At 63.2% G+C, this 17,497-nt stretch carries 14 protein-coding genes; 3 read left to right on the forward strand and 11 right to left on the reverse strand.

Features of this window, described 5'->3' with window-relative positions; all coding sequences use genetic code 11:
* Positions 1-27: 27 nt before the first annotated feature.
* The 5 genes from LDP01_RS08500 to LDP01_RS08520 form a co-directional block, all read right to left on the reverse strand.
* Positions 28-1,407, reverse strand: coding sequence for an MBL fold metallo-hydrolase (locus tag LDP01_RS08500; RefSeq protein ID WP_224088447.1), 1,380 nt, complete (start codon positions 1,405-1,407; stop codon positions 28-30).
* Between the two features lie 79 nt (positions 1,408-1,486).
* Positions 1,487-2,953 carry an FAD-dependent oxidoreductase gene (locus LDP01_RS08505; protein ID WP_224088448.1) on the reverse strand — a complete coding sequence of 489 codons (1,467 nt, stop codon included), beginning with the start codon at positions 2,951-2,953 and terminating at the stop codon, positions 1,487-1,489.
* 20 nt (positions 2,954-2,973) lie between these two features.
* Positions 2,974-4,251 carry a uroporphyrinogen-III C-methyltransferase gene (gene cobA, locus LDP01_RS08510; protein WP_224088449.1) on the reverse strand — a complete coding sequence of 426 codons (1,278 nt, stop codon included), beginning with the start codon at positions 4,249-4,251 and terminating at the stop codon, positions 2,974-2,976.
* Positions 4,252-4,379: 128 nt separating this feature from the next.
* Positions 4,380-5,291, reverse strand: coding sequence for a glutaminase (locus LDP01_RS08515; protein ID WP_224088450.1), 912 nt, complete (start codon positions 5,289-5,291; stop codon positions 4,380-4,382).
* A gap of 4 nt (positions 5,292-5,295) precedes the next feature.
* Positions 5,296-6,912, reverse strand: coding sequence for a PucR family transcriptional regulator (locus tag LDP01_RS08520; protein WP_224088451.1), 1,617 nt, complete (start codon positions 6,910-6,912; stop codon positions 5,296-5,298).
* A 388-nt stretch (positions 6,913-7,300) separates the two neighbouring features.
* Here LDP01_RS08520 and LDP01_RS08525 point away from each other — a divergent pair, with 388 nt between their 5' ends.
* From LDP01_RS08525 to LDP01_RS23685, 3 genes are read left to right on the forward strand one after another with little or no spacing between them, the layout of a single operon-like run.
* Complete coding sequence (locus tag LDP01_RS08525; RefSeq protein WP_224091125.1) at positions 7,301-8,752, forward strand: amino acid permease; 1,452 nt, start codon at positions 7,301-7,303, stop codon at positions 8,750-8,752.
* 17 nt (positions 8,753-8,769) lie between these two features.
* Positions 8,770-9,966 carry a PLP-dependent aminotransferase family protein gene (locus LDP01_RS23680; RefSeq protein WP_346658872.1) on the forward strand — a complete coding sequence of 399 codons (1,197 nt, stop codon included), beginning with the start codon at positions 8,770-8,772 and terminating at the stop codon, positions 9,964-9,966.
* Positions 9,920-11,572 carry an Orn/Lys/Arg family decarboxylase gene (locus LDP01_RS23685; protein ID WP_346658922.1) on the forward strand — a complete coding sequence of 551 codons (1,653 nt, stop codon included), beginning with the start codon at positions 9,920-9,922 and terminating at the stop codon, positions 11,570-11,572. Before LDP01_RS23680 ends, LDP01_RS23685 begins: the two co-directional genes overlap by 47 nt.
* A gap of 26 nt (positions 11,573-11,598) precedes the next feature.
* Here LDP01_RS23685 and LDP01_RS08535 read toward each other — a convergent pair whose 3' ends face one another.
* The 6 genes from LDP01_RS08535 to mmuM form a co-directional block, all read right to left on the reverse strand.
* Positions 11,599-12,675, reverse strand: a complete 1,077-nt coding sequence (locus LDP01_RS08535) for an LLM class flavin-dependent oxidoreductase (protein WP_224088452.1) — start codon at positions 12,673-12,675, stop codon at positions 11,599-11,601.
* A gap of 47 nt (positions 12,676-12,722) precedes the next feature.
* A complete protein-coding gene (locus tag LDP01_RS08540; protein WP_224088453.1) occupies positions 12,723-13,280 on the reverse strand; it encodes a dihydrofolate reductase family protein in 558 nt (185 codons plus the stop codon).
* 102 nt (positions 13,281-13,382) lie between these two features.
* Entirely contained in the window at positions 13,383-14,327 is a 945-nt protein-coding gene (locus LDP01_RS08545; protein ID WP_224088454.1) for an ABC transporter permease, read from the reverse strand.
* Positions 14,317-15,048, reverse strand: a complete 732-nt coding sequence (locus tag LDP01_RS08550) for an ABC transporter ATP-binding protein (RefSeq protein ID WP_224088455.1) — start codon at positions 15,046-15,048, stop codon at positions 14,317-14,319. Before LDP01_RS08550 ends, LDP01_RS08545 begins: the two co-directional genes overlap by 11 nt.
* Before the next feature lie 100 nt (positions 15,049-15,148).
* A complete protein-coding gene (locus LDP01_RS08555) occupies positions 15,149-16,297 on the reverse strand; it encodes an ABC transporter substrate-binding protein (RefSeq protein ID WP_224088456.1) in 1,149 nt (382 codons plus the stop codon).
* A 227-nt stretch (positions 16,298-16,524) separates the two neighbouring features.
* The gene (mmuM, locus tag LDP01_RS08560) at positions 16,525-17,478 is read right to left on the reverse strand and encodes a homocysteine S-methyltransferase (protein ID WP_224088458.1); all 954 of its coding nucleotides are present in this window, start codon (positions 17,476-17,478) and stop codon (positions 16,525-16,527) included.
* Between the last annotated feature and the right edge of the window lie 19 nt (positions 17,479-17,497).

Below are 17,497 nucleotides of genomic sequence, written 5' to 3' on the forward strand. Positions count from 1 at the left end.
AACGACGAAATAGCGGGCTCACAACGTCTATGGCACAGTCTCGATTCCCACCCCGGCAGCGTCCCTGAACCGCGCGTTGATTAGCACCACCTCACGCCCCGCCCGGTCCAGGAGGCTCGCTGCGACACTCGCCCGGTATCCCGTGGCACAGTGCACCCAGATCCTGGCGTCCGGCACCTCAGTAATCCTGCCGATCAACTCGTAAACCGGAATGTTCAGCGCACCCTTGACATGCGACGCCGCGAATTCATCCGGGCGGCGAACATCCAGGACCACGTCCTCCGGTGTCCTGTCCTTTGCGAGACCGGCCCAGTCCGAGTGCGGATACGACGCCCGTGGATGCCCAGGCGCCAGCGCAGCAACGTCCAGGGGCGTGGCGCCAGGCCCGACGGCGGCATCCGGACCATCGATGCCAATTCTCGCCAAATCGCGGATCGCCTTCTCCACCTCATCCAACGGGCCCAGCAAGGTAAGAGGTTGATTCCACGGGATCACCCACCCGAGGTAGCTGGTGAAGTTGTCGCCGCGCCCGTATTCGAAGCTCACGCTCCCTTGGAGATGGCTGTCCGCGAAGGCCACTCTGTGACGCAGATCCACCACCCACTCCCCTGACTCCAGGCGCCGGCCCAGCTCTGCGGCGTCCACGGAATCAGGCACCTGCAAGTTCGCTGCACCGGGGCCTGCGGCGTTGAGGGGGCTCATGTGCGCGTAGTAGGCCGGATAGGCTGTGATGTTCTCCAACAACTCGGCCACAAAATGGTCCTCGTCCGGATCAGTCAGGGCATGGTTGGCGGCGGTTTGTTCGCCAATGGTTGAGGCCTTGACCTTGCTGGAGGGCCCCACGGAGCAAAAGGATCCGAAGCCGTGTGTTGGATACAACGCTGCACCCGGCGAGGCCGAGGAAACAAGGCGCCGGACCGAAGAGTACTGATCGTGGGCCAACTTAGCTGTGTCATCGGGCGAAACGAGGTCCGTCCTCCCGACTGAACCGTAGAGCAAGCTGCCGCCGGAAAACACAGCCTCAGTGCCGCCGTCGTGCGTGTCATCCCTCACCACGTACGAGAGGTGCGTGTGCGTGTGTCCGGGCGTTGCGAGCACGTTTACTAGTAAGCGCCCCACACTGATGACCTGTCCGTCGGTGACCGGGACGCGATCGAACGCAACGTGGTCGGCGGCGTTGACGAGGTACTGGGCGCCATGTTTTTCAGCCAAAACCAGGCCGCCGGTGACGTAGTCGTTGTGCAGATGGGTTTCGGCCACATGCGTGATCCGGACGCCAGCGGCACGCGCGGCTTCTTCAACGCGGTCGGTGTCCCGCTGCGGGTCAATGACCAGAGCAACTTTGCCGTCATGCACCAGGTAACTCCGGTCCCCCAATGCCGTGGTTTCGATGACTACGACGTCCATACCTCAGGTTAAAGCAACGCGGGGTCACTTACAGCCCATCCGAAGACCCGGAATGGGCTGTAAGTGACCCCGCGTTGGTTTAGACCTGGGCGGAGACCCCGTCGCGGGAGATGTTGACCATGTCCTCGCGCGGCACAACCTTGATGCGCTCACGCGTGACCTCAACACCGTGGGAGCCGCCGGCCTCAGTGGCTGCTGCGCCGAGCGCGAGCTCGTGGGCGTCCAGAGCCAGCCAGCCTTCCCAGCTGGTGAACTGCACGCCGCGGGAGTCGAGCAGATCCACGACGGCGTCTGCCGCAGGAACCTCGGCGAACGGCAGGTTTTCGCGGTCCTCCAAGAGGTACGTCACCGTTTCAAGGGCATCACCCTTGGTGTGGCCGATGAGGCCCACCGGACCACGCTTGATCCAACCGGTCGCGTAGAGGCCCGGCACGTGCTGACCGTCGGCGTCAAGGACGCGGCCGCCGTCGTTGGTCACGACGCCCTTCTTGTGGTCGAACTCGACGTCCGGCAGGGCCGAACCGAAGTAGCCGATGGCGCGGTACACGGCCTGGACCGGGTAGTCGACGAACTCGCCGGTGCCGCGGGCGTTGCCCGTGCCGTCCAGCTCGGTGCGCTCGAACTTGATGCCGGCAACCTTGCCCGGGGTTTCCGGGGAGTCAACGATCTCGACCGGGCTGTGCAGGAAGTGCAGGTGCAGACGACGGGAGGCCTTGAGCTCGGAGAGGTCCTCGGGCTGCTCGGCGATCCAGTTGGTGAGCGTGCCAACCATGGTCTTGGTCTGGTTGTTCGTCTGGACCTGGCGGTCGGACTCTTCGTCGAATTCGAAGTCCTCGGCGTAGAGGATGATATCTACGTCCTTGGAGTGCGAGAGTTCGCGGAGTTCCAGCGGGGTGAACTTCACCTGCGCCGGGCCGCGGCGACCGAAGACGTGGACGTCTGTGACCGGGGAATTCTTCAGGCCTGCATAGACGTTATCCGGGATTTCGGTGACGAGCAGGTCGTCAGCGTGCTTGGAGAGGACGCGGGCCACGTCAAGGGCTACGTTGCCGTTGCCGAGGACGGCGATTTCCTTGGCATCCAGCGGCCATTCGCGGGGAACGTCCGGGTGTCCGTCGTACCAGGAGACGAAGTCGGCGCCGCCGAAGGAACCCTCAAGCTCGATGCCCGGTATGTTCAGGTCCGCGTCCTTGATGGCGCCCGTGGCGAAGATGACGGCGTCGTAGTGCTTGCGCAGGTCCTCGATGGAGATGTCCGTGCCGTAGTCAACGTTGCCGAAGAAGCGGATGTCGCCGCGGTCCAGGACCTTGTGCAGGGCGTTGACGATGCCCTTGATGCGGGGGTGGTCCGGAGCGACGCCGTAGCGGATCAGGCCATAGGGTGCCGGGTAGCGGTCAAAGAGGTCGATGCTGACGTTGAGTTCGCCACTCTTGACGGCCTCGCTCTTGGTCAGGATGTCTGCTGCGTACACGCCGGCAGGGCCGGAGCCGATCACGGCGACGCGAAGCGGACGGTCCGCAGAACCTACGGGGGTGCTAATTGACACGGCTGTGTTCCTTCTTCTTCTCAGTTGGTGCGGACGCGGGGTCGGTTGGGAGTAATCGTGCTGTAATCAGCGGTCTTGAAATGCTGTGGGGCGAAGGGGCTGACACGGACAACATCGCCGATCACGATCACCGCGGGATTGGCCACGCCGACGGCCTCAGCCTGGTCCGCGATGGATCCCAACGTGCCGATGGTGACGCGCTGATCCGGCAAATACCCGTTCTCAACGATACCTACTGGAGTGTCCAAAGGCAGACCCGAGCCAGCCAGGGCAGCCGCGGACTCGCGCAATTGGGCAACTCCCATGAGCAAAACCACAGTGTGGTCCGGCCGGGCAGGGACTTCGGAAAGTTCTTCGTGTCCGGTCACGACGCTGAAACCCTTGGCCAAGCCTCGGTGGGTCACGGGGATGCCAGCAGCGGCAGGAACCGAAATCGCCGATGTCACGCCGGACACCACTTCAACCTCGACGCCGTTCTGCCGGCAGAACTCTGCTTCCTCGCCACCGCGACCCAGGACATAGGGGTCGCCACCTTTGAGGCGGACCACGCGGTTGCCCTTGAGGGCTTCGTCCACGAGGATGCGGTTGATCTCAAGCTGCGGCACCGGGTGATGGCCCGGCGTCTTGCCGACCTCGATCACGCGGACGTCCGGAGCCAGTTCCTTGAGCAGCTCACGCGGGCCAAGACGGTCTGCAACCACGACGTCGGCCTGGCCGAGCAAGCGGCGGCCGCGGACTGTGATGAGTCCCGAGTCGCCAGGGCCGCCGCCAACGAGTGCTACAGAACCAGCAGGCGCTTTGCCAGCGGCGTCCGGCTTGCGGTGACGACGCAGCGGCAGGTCGCCGGTTTCCAAGGCAGTGGCAACAGCATCGCGGAGCGCCATGGCGCGGCGTGGGTCTCCCCCGGCATTGATGGCGATCTTGACGTCATCCACCACGGCCACTGCGGGCGTCCAGGCAGCTGATGATTCGTGGTCCGAGGCGTTGACGCACCAGATGCGCTGCGCTTCGGCGTCGGCTGCTACCTGGGTGTCCACAGCGGCAGTGCCCGTGGCGGTCTGAACGAACCAGACGCCTTCGAGGTCCGATGTGCGGTACTCGCGCGGCTCCCAGATGAGGAGTCCAGCGTTGGCGAGGCCGCGGAGGTTTTCGGAGGCAACGGGAGCGACAACGGTAACTTTCGCACCGGCGTCGAGCAGTCCCTTGGCACGGCGCTCCGCGACGGGCCCGCCGCCCACCACCAGCACCGGGCGGCCGAGCAGCCGCAGTGCCGTGGGGTAAATGTCCTGTATCGCCATAAAAAAACTGTAGGGCGGGCCCGTAATATGCTTCAAAGGCTCGGAAACACCCGGTAACGCTGGGTAATCCAGCGTCATATACGCTTCATCCCTTGTTTCCTTGGGCAAACGTCCGGAAACCAGTGCCTCTAGAAAACAGACCAGCCCGTGCGCGTCGTGAATTCGTCCAAGGCTGCAACCCCTGCCACCGAGTTGCCGGACCGCCCCAGGCCCGGGCTCCACACACTGATGGCGCACTTGTTGGGCACCACTGCCACGATTCCGCCCCCGACACCGCTCTTCCCCGGAAGCCCAACACGGTAAGCGAATTCGCCGGCGGCGTCGTACGTCCCGCAGGTGAGCATGACTGCATTGATTCGCTTGGTCTGCGCTGGAGACAGCAATCGTGTGCCGTCTGCTCCAACACCATTGGCGGCCAGGAACCGGGTTGCGAGCGCCAGGTCTTCGCAGGTCATGGCCAGGGCACACTGCTCCACATAGGACTCAAGGACGGCTTCCACGGGGTTCTCCAGGTTGCCGCAGCTGGCAAGGAAGTGGGCCAGTGAGGCGTTGCGGTGGCTGTTGCGGAGTTCCGACGCCGCTACGTAGTGGTCCGCGTCCACGGTGGAGTTGCCGGTTTCGCGGCGCATCAGGTCGCGGACAGCCAGGGCAGCGCTTCCCGTGACGCTGAGGAGCCGGTCACTGACGACGATCGCGCCGGCGTTGATGAAGGGGTTCCGGGGAATCCCTTCCTCGCTCTCCAACTGGATCAACGAGTTGAACGGGTTGCCCGAAGGTTCACGGAAGACGCGCTTCCAGATGCCGTCGCCGTCGAAGGCCAACACCAGGGCGAGGGCGAACACCTTGGAAATGCTTTGGATGGAGAAGGGCACATGCGCGTCCCCTGAAGAGTAGACGTCCCCGTCCCGGGTTGCGATGGAGATGCCGAACTGGTGGGGGTCTACTCCTCCCAGCTGCGGAATGTAGTCGGCAACATTGCCCTGCCCGACATGCGGCTGTACTGCCCCGACGATGTCGTCGAGGAGATTCTGGATGTCCAAGGTTCTAGCTCCTGGCCTCTGCGTAGGTCCAAAGTCGTATCTGGAGATGGGCAAGCAATCGTTCGTCCGCGGACTGCAGGTCCAGGCCAGCCTCTTCGCAGGCGCGTCGGAGCCGGTAGTGGACGGTGTTGCGGTGGATGGCCAGTTCCTCTGCGCAGCGGTTCACATCGCCAAAGAATTCGAGGTATGTGAGCAGTGTCAAAGCGAACTCCGGGTATCGGTCGCAGAGCTTCGCTATGCCTTGGTGCCGCAGCCCCTTCCGGGTTTCCAGCAGATCCAGCAATTCGTTGGTGAGGACCGTGGTTTCCACATCCCGGTAGGAAGCAACACGGATGGACGGGGTGCTCTGCAACACCTTGAGGACACTGCGGACGTGGTCAAGCGTGGCGTACAGGGCGTCCAGCCGCGGAACAATCGGGCCCACGGCGGCCTGGACCTGGAAATGAAGGTGGGTCGTGGCGTCGCGCACAATCGTGTTGACCAGCCGGTTGATGGCGGGCAAAGACTTCACCGGGTCCAGATCCGGCAGGATGATCGCCGTTTCTGTGCCCAAGGCCCCCACCACTGCTCCCGGACGGTACGCGGCCGCGTGGATGGAGGCGAGGTTGGAGAGTTCACCCCTTCTGAGCTGTTGGCCCGGGGCGCTCTGGTCCAGTCCGCCCGCCGAAATCAGCACCAAGGCAGCCGGTTTGGACGGGTCTATTCCTGCCGACTGGGCCTGCGAGTGAACCTGTGCCGTTCCGCTGAGCAGGCTGGACACCCTGTCTTCGCGCATCGACTGGGATTGCTGGTTCCGGTGGCGCACCAGTTCAATCGCGGCATGCCGGGCAGCACCGATCATCAGCCTGTCAGTGTTCGGCGCCAACGGCTCGGCACCTTCCTGCAGCCAGATGTAGCCCATCACCCGGCTCCCCGCATGGATGCCAATGGCCACGCGTTCCCGAAGGCCGGCATCAGGGTTGGCCTCCACATGGACGGGTTCTTCTGTGGCCTGAAGATGCTTGTAGACGCCTGATTCCTTGAGGAGTTTCTGGTACCGCTCCGGTCCGCGCCGCGCAAGGATGGACAGGCGCCGGAGTTCGTCAACATCGTTGGATGCCGGCGAGTAGGCAAGGACCCTGTTTCCCGGATCCTCGATGACTACATGGCCGTTGGTCAGGGTTGCGGTCGTTTGGGCGATGGCGAACAAGTCCCTGTGCACGGTGGTGGGGTTATCCCCGGACACACCGCGTTCCCGGATACGGTCCACAGCGACGCTTTCAAACTTGTCCCAGCGGAGGCCGGGAGCTACGGCTACCAATCCAATGCCGGTGGATTGCAGCAGTTCCGCCACGGCTTCGAGTTCACGTTCGTTTCCCTTAACGGCGACGGCCGTGGGCCTGCCGCTGATGATCCTACGGATTGCCGGCAGCGCCACACGTCCACGGGCACCGATGAGCATCACCAAGGACCCGGGGCGGGTGGCATCCTCGTCTTCTGCATCCACAATGACCGTTTCACGAACTGTCAGGTTGTCCGCGTCCGGGGCAAGCAATAACCGTGCGTTGTCCACGCCCAGGTCTTCAAGTACATCGCTCAGCAAGGTGACGACTCCGTCGTCGTCAATGTCCAGGGCCTTCAACGAAGCTATCGCTTCCTCTCGTATTCAATTCGGGTCAACCGGACATCCTTCGCCATTGAAGAAGTCCTGCCCATGCTCCTGCGCAATCGCGCACAGCCAGAAACATTACCGGGCCTTCAGGACACCAGTGTTGTCCAGCTGGCACAAGAGCCGGGGGCCGAATTTGGTTCGCCAGCCAATTTGCGCGATTCCCCTGAGATCTAGAGTTATTTACTGTCCCCAACGCCACAAACACTGTGTGTTCTGCCAGTGCACCCAGCAGGTTTGTGCCGTTCGGGACTGTTGAGCTGCCGACGGCGGCGCCGGAGTCAAAGGAGACCCCCCAGTGATACCCACGTCAGTTTCAGCGCATTCTGCTGCGCCCGACCGGTCCGACGAGGCCGGCACCCTGCTTGTTGCCCAGGAGCCAGGCCAGGATTTCTCAACCGAAGAATCGGGCTACCGGAAGACCCTCAAGCCCCGCCAGATCCAAATGATTGCCATAGGCGGCGCGATCGGCACGGGGCTTTTCATGGGAGCAGGCGGCCGCCTCAATGGTTCAGGCCCGGCCTTGATCCTGGTGTATGCGGTGTGCGGATTCTTTGCCTTCCTCATCCTGCGCGCCTTGGGCGAGCTGGTTCTCTACCGCCCGGCCTCAGGCTCGTTCGTTTCCTATGCCCGTGAGTTTTACGGCGAGAAAATGGCCTACACGGCTGGTTGGCTGTACTTCCTGAACTGGGCCATGACGTCCATTGTGGATGTGACCGCGGTGGCCCTGTACGTGAAGTTTTGGGGCCAGTTCTGGCAGCCGATCAATGACGTCCCCCAGTGGCTCATCGCCCTCATCGCACTGGTTGTAGTGCTGGCCTTGAACCTCGTGTCGGTAAAGATCTTCGGTGAGATGGAGTTCTGGTTCGCCCTCATCAAGGTTGGTGCGTTGGTAGCCTTCCTCGTCGTCGGAATCTGCTTCATCGTCCTTGGTGGCAGGACGGATGTGGGCGTCCCCGGCCTGTACGTCATTGCGGACAACGGGGGCCTCTTTCCCATGGGCGCGGTGGCGCCACTCCTGGCAATCAGCGGCGTCGTCTTCGCGTACGCAGCTGTTGAGTTGGTGGGAACGGCCGCGGGCGAAACTGCCAACCCGCACAAGGTCATGCCCAAAGCCGTCAACACGGTGGTTCTCCGTATCGGCATTTTCTACGTCGGCTCCGTCCTGTTGCTCTCCCTTCTGCTGCCTTTCACGTTCTACAAGTCCGGTGAGTCGCCGTTCGTGACCTTCTTCTCCCACCTTGGCGATCCCCAGGCCGGCGCGATCTCGGCCTCCGTGATGAACTTCGTGGTTCTGACCGCCGCTCTCTCTAGCCTCAACGCTGGCCTGTACTCCACCGGCCGGATCCTGCGTTCCATGGCAATCAGGGGCTCAGCGCCGCGCTTCACCGCCCGCATCAGCGCTTCCGGCGTCCCTTACGGCGGCATCCTGCTGACTGCTGTCATCACCTTGATGGGCGTGGGCCTGAATGCGATCGTTCCGTCGCAGGTCTTTGAAATCGTGCTCGAGGTCTCTGCGCTGGGCATCATCGGCGGTTGGGCCACCATCATGCTCTGCCACATCAAGCTGCAGGCCTGGGTGCGGAGCGGCAAAGTGATCAGGCCTGCGTTCCGGCTGTTCGGCGCCCCCTTTACCTCCTATCTCACCCTCGGATTCCTGGCCTTTGTCCTGATCACCATGGGCTTCTCGGAAACAGGCCGCTGGGTGCTCGCGTCCCTGCTGGTGCTGGCGCCGCTGCTGGTGGGTGGCTGGTACGCCCACAGGGGCCGAATCCGTAATGAACAGTCCGCTTTGAACCCGCCCTCAGTTTGAAAGAGAACACACTTCACATGAGCACCCTCTCCCCCCTTCCAAAAATTGGCACGCCCAGCCGCGCCTGGCGGTCGCGCGCCGATGCTTGGGAGTTCCTGGGATATGCCATCAAGCAGCTAGCCTTTGATCCTTACGCAGGATCCTCCGACTCAGGTTTGCACTCCCAGATCAGCCGGACCTTTGCGCTCCTGGAAGCCGTGGAGCCCTACTGGGCAGAGCCGGGCGTTGCGGCTGTGGCCCAGTTGCGCCACTTGGTGAACGACGGCGACCCCCACGCCGCGCTGGAACTTCTGGCCGGTTTGGCGCATCTTCCGTTGGCTTCCGGAGCGGAGCACGGTTCATCATCCGGGCTTGTCCAGGAGTCGCTGGAGGACGAGATTGCACCAGCCGAGCAGGCTGAACGACCCCGCTTTGAGGTCCTGCTGGTGGACAACATCACGGCCCAGGAAGCGGAGGCACTGAAGGGCAGCATGGCAGCCCAGCGACGCCCTTCCGATGCTTTCACGTACGAAATCAATGTGGTTCCCAGCTACGAAGACGCGTTGGTCGCCGTCCTGCTTAACCCCGACATCCAGGCAGTGATCCTGCGTCCGGGCTTCTCCGTTCGCAGCTCCCGGCAGCTTGGCACCGACCTCCGCCGGTTCCTGGCCGGGCACACGCCCGAAGGCCTGCAGGCCTTGCGACCCGTCAAACGGATCCTTGGCCTGGCCGAGGAAATATCCGGTCTCAGGCCTGAGCTGGACGTCTACCTCGTTGCAGGCGTCTCCATCGAGTCCCTGGCCGGATCGCTGACCAGGAAGTTCCGAAGGATTTTCCGCAGGCAGGATCACTTGGACCTGCACTTGTCCCTGTTGTCCGGGGTTGCGGAACGATACGAGGCTCCGTTCTTCACAGCTCTCCAGGATTACAGCCGACGCCCTGCAAGCGTCTTCCACGCGCTGCCCATTTCGCGTGGAGGATCCGTAGGGAACTCCCCTTGGATCCGGGACATGGCCGATTTCTACGGGACAAACCTCCTTTTGGCAGAGACTTCGGCAACGTCCGGCGGCCTCGATTCGCTCCTGGACCCGCATGGATCCATCAAGCAGGCGCAGGACCTCGCCGCCCGGGCCCTTCGGAGCGCAGAGAACCTACTTCGTTACCAATGGCACGTCCACGGCCAACAAGATCGTTCATCAGTCTCTGCTGGCTCCTGGCGACGTTGTGCTGGTTGATCGAAACTGCCACAAGTCCCACCACTACGCCTTCGTGCTCGCTGGTGCCCGCGTTTCATATCTGGATGCCTACCCCTTGGACAAGTACGCCTTCTATGGCGCTGTGCCCTTGGCCAGTTTGAAGCGCAGGCTGCTTGAGTACCGGCGGGCCGGACGATTGCATGAAGTCAAAATGGTCACGCTCACCAACTGCACCTTTGACGGAATCGTTTACGACGTCGAGCGTGTCATGGAGGAATGCCTGGCCATCAAACCCGACCTGGTTTTCCTCTGGGACGAGGCATGGTTTGCTTTCGCCCGCTCCCACCCCATCTACCGGCGTCGAACGGCAATGGCTTCAGCAGCCGCGCTGGAAGCCTCCTTCAGCAACCCTGCCTACGCGGCCCGGTACGCCGGCCAGGCAGCGGCCCTGCATGACCCTGTCACCGGTGAACCCGTTGATGATGAGGCCTGGCTGAACACGCGGCTGATTCCCAACCCTGCGAAGGCACGCATCAGGGTCTACGCCACCCAGTCCACGCATAAGACCCTGACGTCCTTGCGCCAGGGTTCGATGATCCACGTGTACGACCAGGACTTCATGGCCTCCAACCAGGAGTCCTTCCGCGAGGCGTACATGACCCACACCTCCACCTCGCCCAACTACCAAATCCTGGCGTCCCTGGACATTGGCCGTCGGCAGGTGGAGCTGGAAGGTTTCGGTTTGGTCCAGAAGCAATCCGACCTCGCCGTTTCCGTCGCGCAAGCCGTTGCACGGCATCCCCTGCTGAAGAAATACTTCCGGGTGTTGACCTCGCGGGATCTTATCGAGCCTCAATACCGGGAAACCAGCGCCGCCATGCCGCTGCGGGAGGGATTGGCGGAACTTGAGGACGCCTGGCAGCGCGATGAGTTCGTCATTGATCCCAGCCGCCTCACGCTGGACATCAGCAGGACAGGCATCGACGGCGACACGTTCCGCCACAGCTACCTCATGGACGATCACGGAATCCAGGTGAACAAGACGTCCCGGAACACTGTGCTGTTCATGACCAACATCGGCACTTCGCGGAGTTCCGTGGCGTACTTGATCGAGGTGCTGGTCAAACTCGCCGAAGGTTTCGAAAGCCCGCATCCCTCAGCGCGACCCCGAACAGTGCCGGTGCCTGTGTCTTCGCAGGCCGGAGCATCAGGGGTGGTTGGGCAGACACCACCGCTCCCGGACTTCAGCACGTTTGCGGCGCGGTTCCGTGTGGACGATGCCTGCGAAGACGGGGATATCCGCGCAGCCTACTTCGAAAGCTACAAGCCAGAATCCACGACATACTTGTCCGCCGACGAGCTGGCCCTTGCAGTCCGTGCCGGGCAGGAAGTCATTTCCGCCGGCTTCGTCACGCCGTACCCGCCCGGCTTTCCCATCCTCGTCCCGGGCCAAGTCATCACGCGGCAGACGTTGGAGTTCATGGCTGCTTTGGACACCCGGGAGATCCACGGCTTCGATCACGAACGCGGTTACCGGGTTTTCGTGGACGGGCCTGCAGTTTCGGGGTCCGGGGTTTCGGAGGCCGGTGTTTCGGACACTGCGGTGGAAGCGGCGGGCATCGGGCGGCTGCCCGCCGCTTCGTAGGCGTAACTCAGGCGTTTTGCCGTAACTCAGGCGTTTTGCCGGGACTCGGGCGTTTGTCGGGACTCGGGCGTTTGTCGGGCCCAGCCAAAAGCAGGTGCGATGTACTTCGCGACGTTCCCCAGGAGCTTCGCGTTGTACTCCACCCCAAGTTGGTTGGGCACCGTCAGCAGGACGGTATCGGCAGCCTGGACGGCTGCATCGGCTGCGAGTTCTTCTGCCAACTCGTCCGGCTCACCGATGTAGCTCTTCCCGAAACGGGACAACGCGCCGTCGAGAATTCCTACCTGGTCCTGCCGGTCCGCTTGGGCGCGAAGGCCGAAGTAGCGGTTGTCCACCTCATCGACGATCGGCAGGATACTGCGGCTGACGGAAACGCGGGGCTCGAAGTCGTGCCCGGCAGCTGCCCAGGCTTCGCGGAACAGGTGGATCTGCTCGGCTTGCAATTGGTCGAACGGGACGCCGGTATCTTCGGTCAGGAGCGTGGAACTCATGAGGTTCATGCCTTGCTCGGCGGCCCAGACTGCCGTCTTGCGGGTTCCGGCACCCCACCAGATCCGCTGTGGAAGTCCTGGAGAGAGTGGCTGGATGGGCAGAAGTCCGGTGGCTCCGCCTGCGTAGTGGGGATCAGCCTGGGCTACCCCGTGCCCGGCTATGGCCCTGCGGAACAGCGCGGTGTGGCGCCGCGCCATGTCGCCCGCGTCCTCGCCCTCGTTCGGAACATAGCCAAAGTTGGCGGCTCCGTTCAGGGCAGGCTCGGGTGAACCACGGCTTACTCCGAGCTGAAGCCGGCCATCGCTGATCAGGTCCGTGGCCGCAGCCTCCTCCGCCATGTACAGCGGGTTTTCATAGCGCATGTCGATCACGCCGGTGCCCATCTCGATCGTGCTGGTCCGTGCTGCGATCGCGGCGAGCAGCGGGAATGGGGACGCTTGCTGCCGGGCAAAGTGGTGCACACGGAAGAACGCTCCGTCGATTCCCAGTTCCTCTGCGGCCACCGCCAGTTCGATGCCCTGCTTGATTGCTTCGCCGGCCGATGGCACCAGTGAACCGGGGACGCGTGCCCAATGGCCGAAGGAAAGGAAGCCGATCCGTTTGTTGTGCATGTCCGGGACAACTCGTGAGGCGGCCCAGGAATTCCTGGCGAAGGAACTTATCCGGCTCGTCGGTAGTGCATGGCGACCGCGCCGTTGCTCAGCGGCTCGGCAGAGATCAGTTCGAGGCGTCGGGTGCTGGGCAGTCCGCCTTGGTACAGGGTTGGGCCGTGCCCGGTGATCATGGGGTGGATGAGGAATCTGTACTCATCGATCAGGTCCAGCCGGTCCAGCTCGGTGGCAAGTTTGCCGCTGCCCACAAGCACGCCGCGGGGAGTCCGGTCCTTGAGTTCCTGCACCGCCGTTCGCAGCTCGCCGACAACGTGGTGGCTGTTGGTCCACGGGAAGTCACTACGGGTCGCCGAGACCACGTATTTGGGCTTGGTCTCCAGTGTGAGGGCCCAATCGCGCAGGGCAGGCGGCGCATCGACGTCGCCACGGGCCACCAGCGGCCAGTAGGCCTCCATCATTTCGTACGTGGTGCGGCCCCAGAGCATCGCGCCGCTCTCCTCCAAAAGCCGGGTGTAATGGGCATGCGTCTCGTCGTCGGCGATGCCCTCACGGTGGTCGACGCAACCATCCAAAGTGACGTTGATGCTGAACGTTAGAAGGCCCATTCGCCGATTCTAGCCAGCCAAAGCAACGCGGGGTCAGTTACGGCCCATGTTTAGCTTCAACATGGGCCGTAACTGACCCCGCGTTGCTTTAAGAACGGGACCCTAGCGGCTGCTGCCCGCCAGCAAGCCACGACGCTGGAGGAGGCGCTTTTCGATCGGGCCGAAGACGAGGAGCTCGATCAGGATGCCCACAGCCAGGATCAACAGGATGGCGGACATGACCACGGCCATGTCGGACAGTGCACGTCCTTGATCAAGCAGCGAGCCCAAACCGAAGCCGATAGTGCCACCGACAGCGATGATTTCCGCGGCCATCAACGAGCGCCAGGAGAAAGCCCAACCCTGCTTCAATCCGCCGATGTACCCGGGCAGTGCTGCGGGAAGGACGATCTGCAGGGCCATCTGCAGCCGGTTCGCACCGAGCACAGTACCCACGCTCCGGTACTGCGGCGGGATCTGGTCCACACCGGAGATGAGGCCGTTGATGATCGACGGGATCGCACCCATGAGGACCACGAAGTAGACGGTGGCATCGGTCAGGCCAAACCAGATGATCGCGGCCGGCACCCAGGCCACTGACGGCAGGACCTGAAGCCCGGAAATCAGCGGCCCAAACGCACGGCGGAGCGGAGCAACCTGAGCCAGCAACAGGCCCACAGGCGTGGCAACTACCACCGAAATCAGGAAGCCGATCAAGCCGCGCTGCAAGGAGGTCCACACCGATTCCTGAACCCTGCCTTCACCCCAGAGCGTCACCAGCTGGTTGAGCACATCAAGGGGTCCGGGAACCTGGTCACGGCGCTTAAGGCCGAGGGAGACGTAGAACTGCCAGGCGAGGACGAGGACTACCAGGGCTGCGATCGGCAGCAGTACGCGCTTCCATTCGATGCCGGCCTTACGTCCGGTATCGGACTGGAGGTTGTCCAAGCCTGCTTCGAGGTCGCGCAGTTCGGAGGGGTTGCCCTTCAAGGACGGCGAAGTAATGTGCTCGCTGGATTCGCTCACGGGCAGGGTCCGCTCCTGGGTAGTGGTGGGATTACTTGGCATGGCGGCGGATCTCCTCGCGTAGCCGGCGGGTAATGACTCCGGTCAGCTCCCCGGCACGACCAGCATCGGTTCGGTGTTCCTCGGTCACATCCCATTCGGCGACAACACGGCCGGGACGCGAGGACAAAAGCAGCACCCGCTGGCCCAAGCGGACAGCCTCACGAACGTTGTGCGTCACGAACACGATGGTGCGGCCGGTTTCCTTCCAGATCCGCTCGAGTTCGTCGTGCAGGAGGTCGCGGGTAATGGCATCAAGGGCCGCGAAGGGCTCGTCCATCAACAACAGTTGCCGGTCCTGGGCCAAGGAACGTGCAAGGGCAACGCGTTGCCGCATGCCTCCGGACAGTTCATGTGGACGCTTGTCGCCAGCGCCACCAAGGTGGACGAGTTCCAGCAATTCGGTCGCCCGTGCGCGGCGGCTGGCCTTGGTGCTGGACTTGTCAGCCAGCTGAAGTGCGAGCTCGACGTTGCCTCGCGCCGTCAGCCACGGGAACAATGCCGAGTCCTGGAACATGAACGCCGCGCCGTCGCTGGGCACCTCAAGAGCGCCCGACGTCGGATGCTCAAGTCCCGCCATGATGTTCAGTAGCGTGGACTTGCCGCAGCCGGACGCACCAAGCAGGGCAACGAACTCGCCCTGCGCGATCGTGGCATTGACGTCGTCCAGCACCGGGGCGCCGTCGCCGAAGCGCTTGCCCAGGTTCTCGAGTACGACTGGCATGGTCCCGTCCTTCGTGTTGATTGGTGGAGCTGATATGGCTGAAGGCCGGCCCGCTCCCCCACCCGTATTCCGGAGGGGAAGCGGACCAGCCGGTTGCTGCTTAGTCCTGGCCGAGCCCTGCAGCGGACGTCTTCTTGCCCTCTACTTCGTTCAATGCCCGGAGGTCGAAGATGCCGTTGATGTCGGCAGCTTTGGTGGTGCCGGCGTCCACACCGTCCTGGAGGAGCTTCTTGTACGTTCCCGCGAGCGGGTCAGTGGTGAAGGTGATGTTCTTCAGTGCGCGGTCGATCACGTTGGCGGGGAGCGGCTTGCCGGCCGTGTCCTTGAGGACCGCGTTGATGGTGCTGGCCTTCTCTTCTGGCGTTGCGGAGTTAAGCCAGTTCACGGATTCAACATGGCCCTTGAGCAGTGCCTTCACGGTTTCCGGGTGCTCAGCGGCGAATTTCTTGTTCACGATCAGGATGGTGGTGGTGAATTCGCCCTTGTCCCACAGGTCCTTCTCGTCTACGAGGACTTTCGCGCCCGCTTCAAGGACCAAACGGGAGGCCCACGGCTCAGGCAACCACGCGCCGTCGAGCTTTCCGTCCTGGAAGAGCTTCAGCGTCTGGGCGTTTTCGGTCGGGTTGATGTTGACGTCGCCGCTGCCGTCCGGGTTGGTCTTGTAACCCTGGTGGCCCAACCATGCGCGGAGGGCTACGTCCTGCGTCCCGCCAAGCTGCGGAGATGCGAGGACTTTGCCCTTGAGGTCAGCCGCGGAGTTGATTTCGGGCTTGACCACCAGCTGGGCTCCGCCTGCTGCTGCGCCGGCGATGATGCTGACGGACTCGCCGTTGCTCTTGACGAACGAGTTGATGGCCGGGTTGGGGCCGATGTAGGTGGCGTCGATGGCGCCAGCGTTCAAGGCTTCGATCGCGGCAGGGCCTGCATTGAAGATCTGGGTGCTGAGTTTGGTATCGCCGAGGTCCTTGGCGATGATGCCTTTGCTGATGCCAACCAGGGCCGGGCCGTGGGTGACGTTGCTGAAGTAGCCCAGCTTGAGCTCGGCAGCCGGGGACGTCGTGGGAGCCGGGGCGGCCTGGTTGTTCTGGGAGACGACGGAGGCCACTGCGGCGCCTGCACCGATCAGCAGGGCCAGGCCGACGGCCAGTCCGATCTCAAGGCCGCGGCGGCGCTTGGGCTTGTTGGTCTCACCAGCGACGATGCGGGTGGTGCCGGAATCGGGCTTCTGTGACTCGGGGGTGTTTGCCATGGGGAGGTCCTAAGGAGATGTGGGATGCGAAAAGGGGCGAAGATCAGGCCCCTTAACATCGCCCGTTCGGGGCAAGGAAGGACCATTCCGGAAAGGTCATAAGTTCACAGTAGGGACTGTCATATTTCCGCTTCAATCCCATGGAAACCAACGTTCACGCAGGGTCACGTGACGTCATATTCGCCGCCAGGCCTTCAATGTGGCGTGGGGTTGTGCGGCACTTGGGTTCACCCAAGGTCACTTGACGTCATGTTTGCTGCCAGCTCTGCGATGTCCTGCGGCGTCGTGCGGCAGCAGCCACCGATCAGCCGGGCTCCACGCTCGCGCCAGTCAGCGGCGTTCCCGGCGAGGGTAGTTGTGCCGTGGCCACCTGCGGAAGGGCCCCACGTCTTGGTGACGGCGTCGTACGTCTCCCCCGAGTTCGGGTACGCGACCAACGGTTTGTCCGATACTTCGTTCAGCGTCCCCAGCGCAGACGTCACCAGTTCCAGCGGCACACAGTTAACCCCGACGGCGGCTACCCGCGGTTCCGTGCGGAGCAGCGCAGCCACGTCCGCCAGCGGCGTTCCATCACTGATGTGCTCCGCATCCCGCAGGGTGAACGTAAACCAAGATTCGACGTCGAACTCCGCCACGAGCGCCAACAGCGCCTCCGCTTCGGCGAACGACGGCAGGGTCTCGCACGCCAGGAAGTCCGCCCCGGCATCCACAAGGGCGGCGATGCGCGGGCGGTGGAAATCCATGAACTCCGCACCGCTCAGGGTGTAGTCGCCCCGGTATTCCGAGCCGTCAGCCAGATAGGCGCCGTAGGGACCTACGGATCCGGCCACCAGAAGAGGGCCGCTGGAAGGGTTCGCCGCAGCGTGCTCGCGGCGGGCCTCGTCGGCCAGTCGGACGCTCCGGGCCACCAACTCCAGCGATTCCTCCACGGATAGCCCGCGACGCGCAAACCCCTGGGGAGTTGCCTGGTAGCTCGCTGTGATCGCCACGGAGGCACCGGCGTCGAAATAGTCCCGGTGGACCTGCTTGATCAGGTGTGGCTGTTCCAGCAGGACCTTGGCCGACCATAGGGCATCCTCAAGATCACAGCCGTGGGCCTCCAATTCGGTGGCAAGGGCCCCATCCAGGACGAGGTCCTGGCCGGCGTCCAACAGGGTGCTGAGTGCTGTGTTCTGTGGCATGTAGTGATCTTCCTGCTTA

Source organism: Arthrobacter sp. StoSoilB13, assembly GCF_019977255.1.
Lineage (GTDB): Bacteria > Actinomycetota > Actinomycetes > Actinomycetales > Micrococcaceae > Arthrobacter.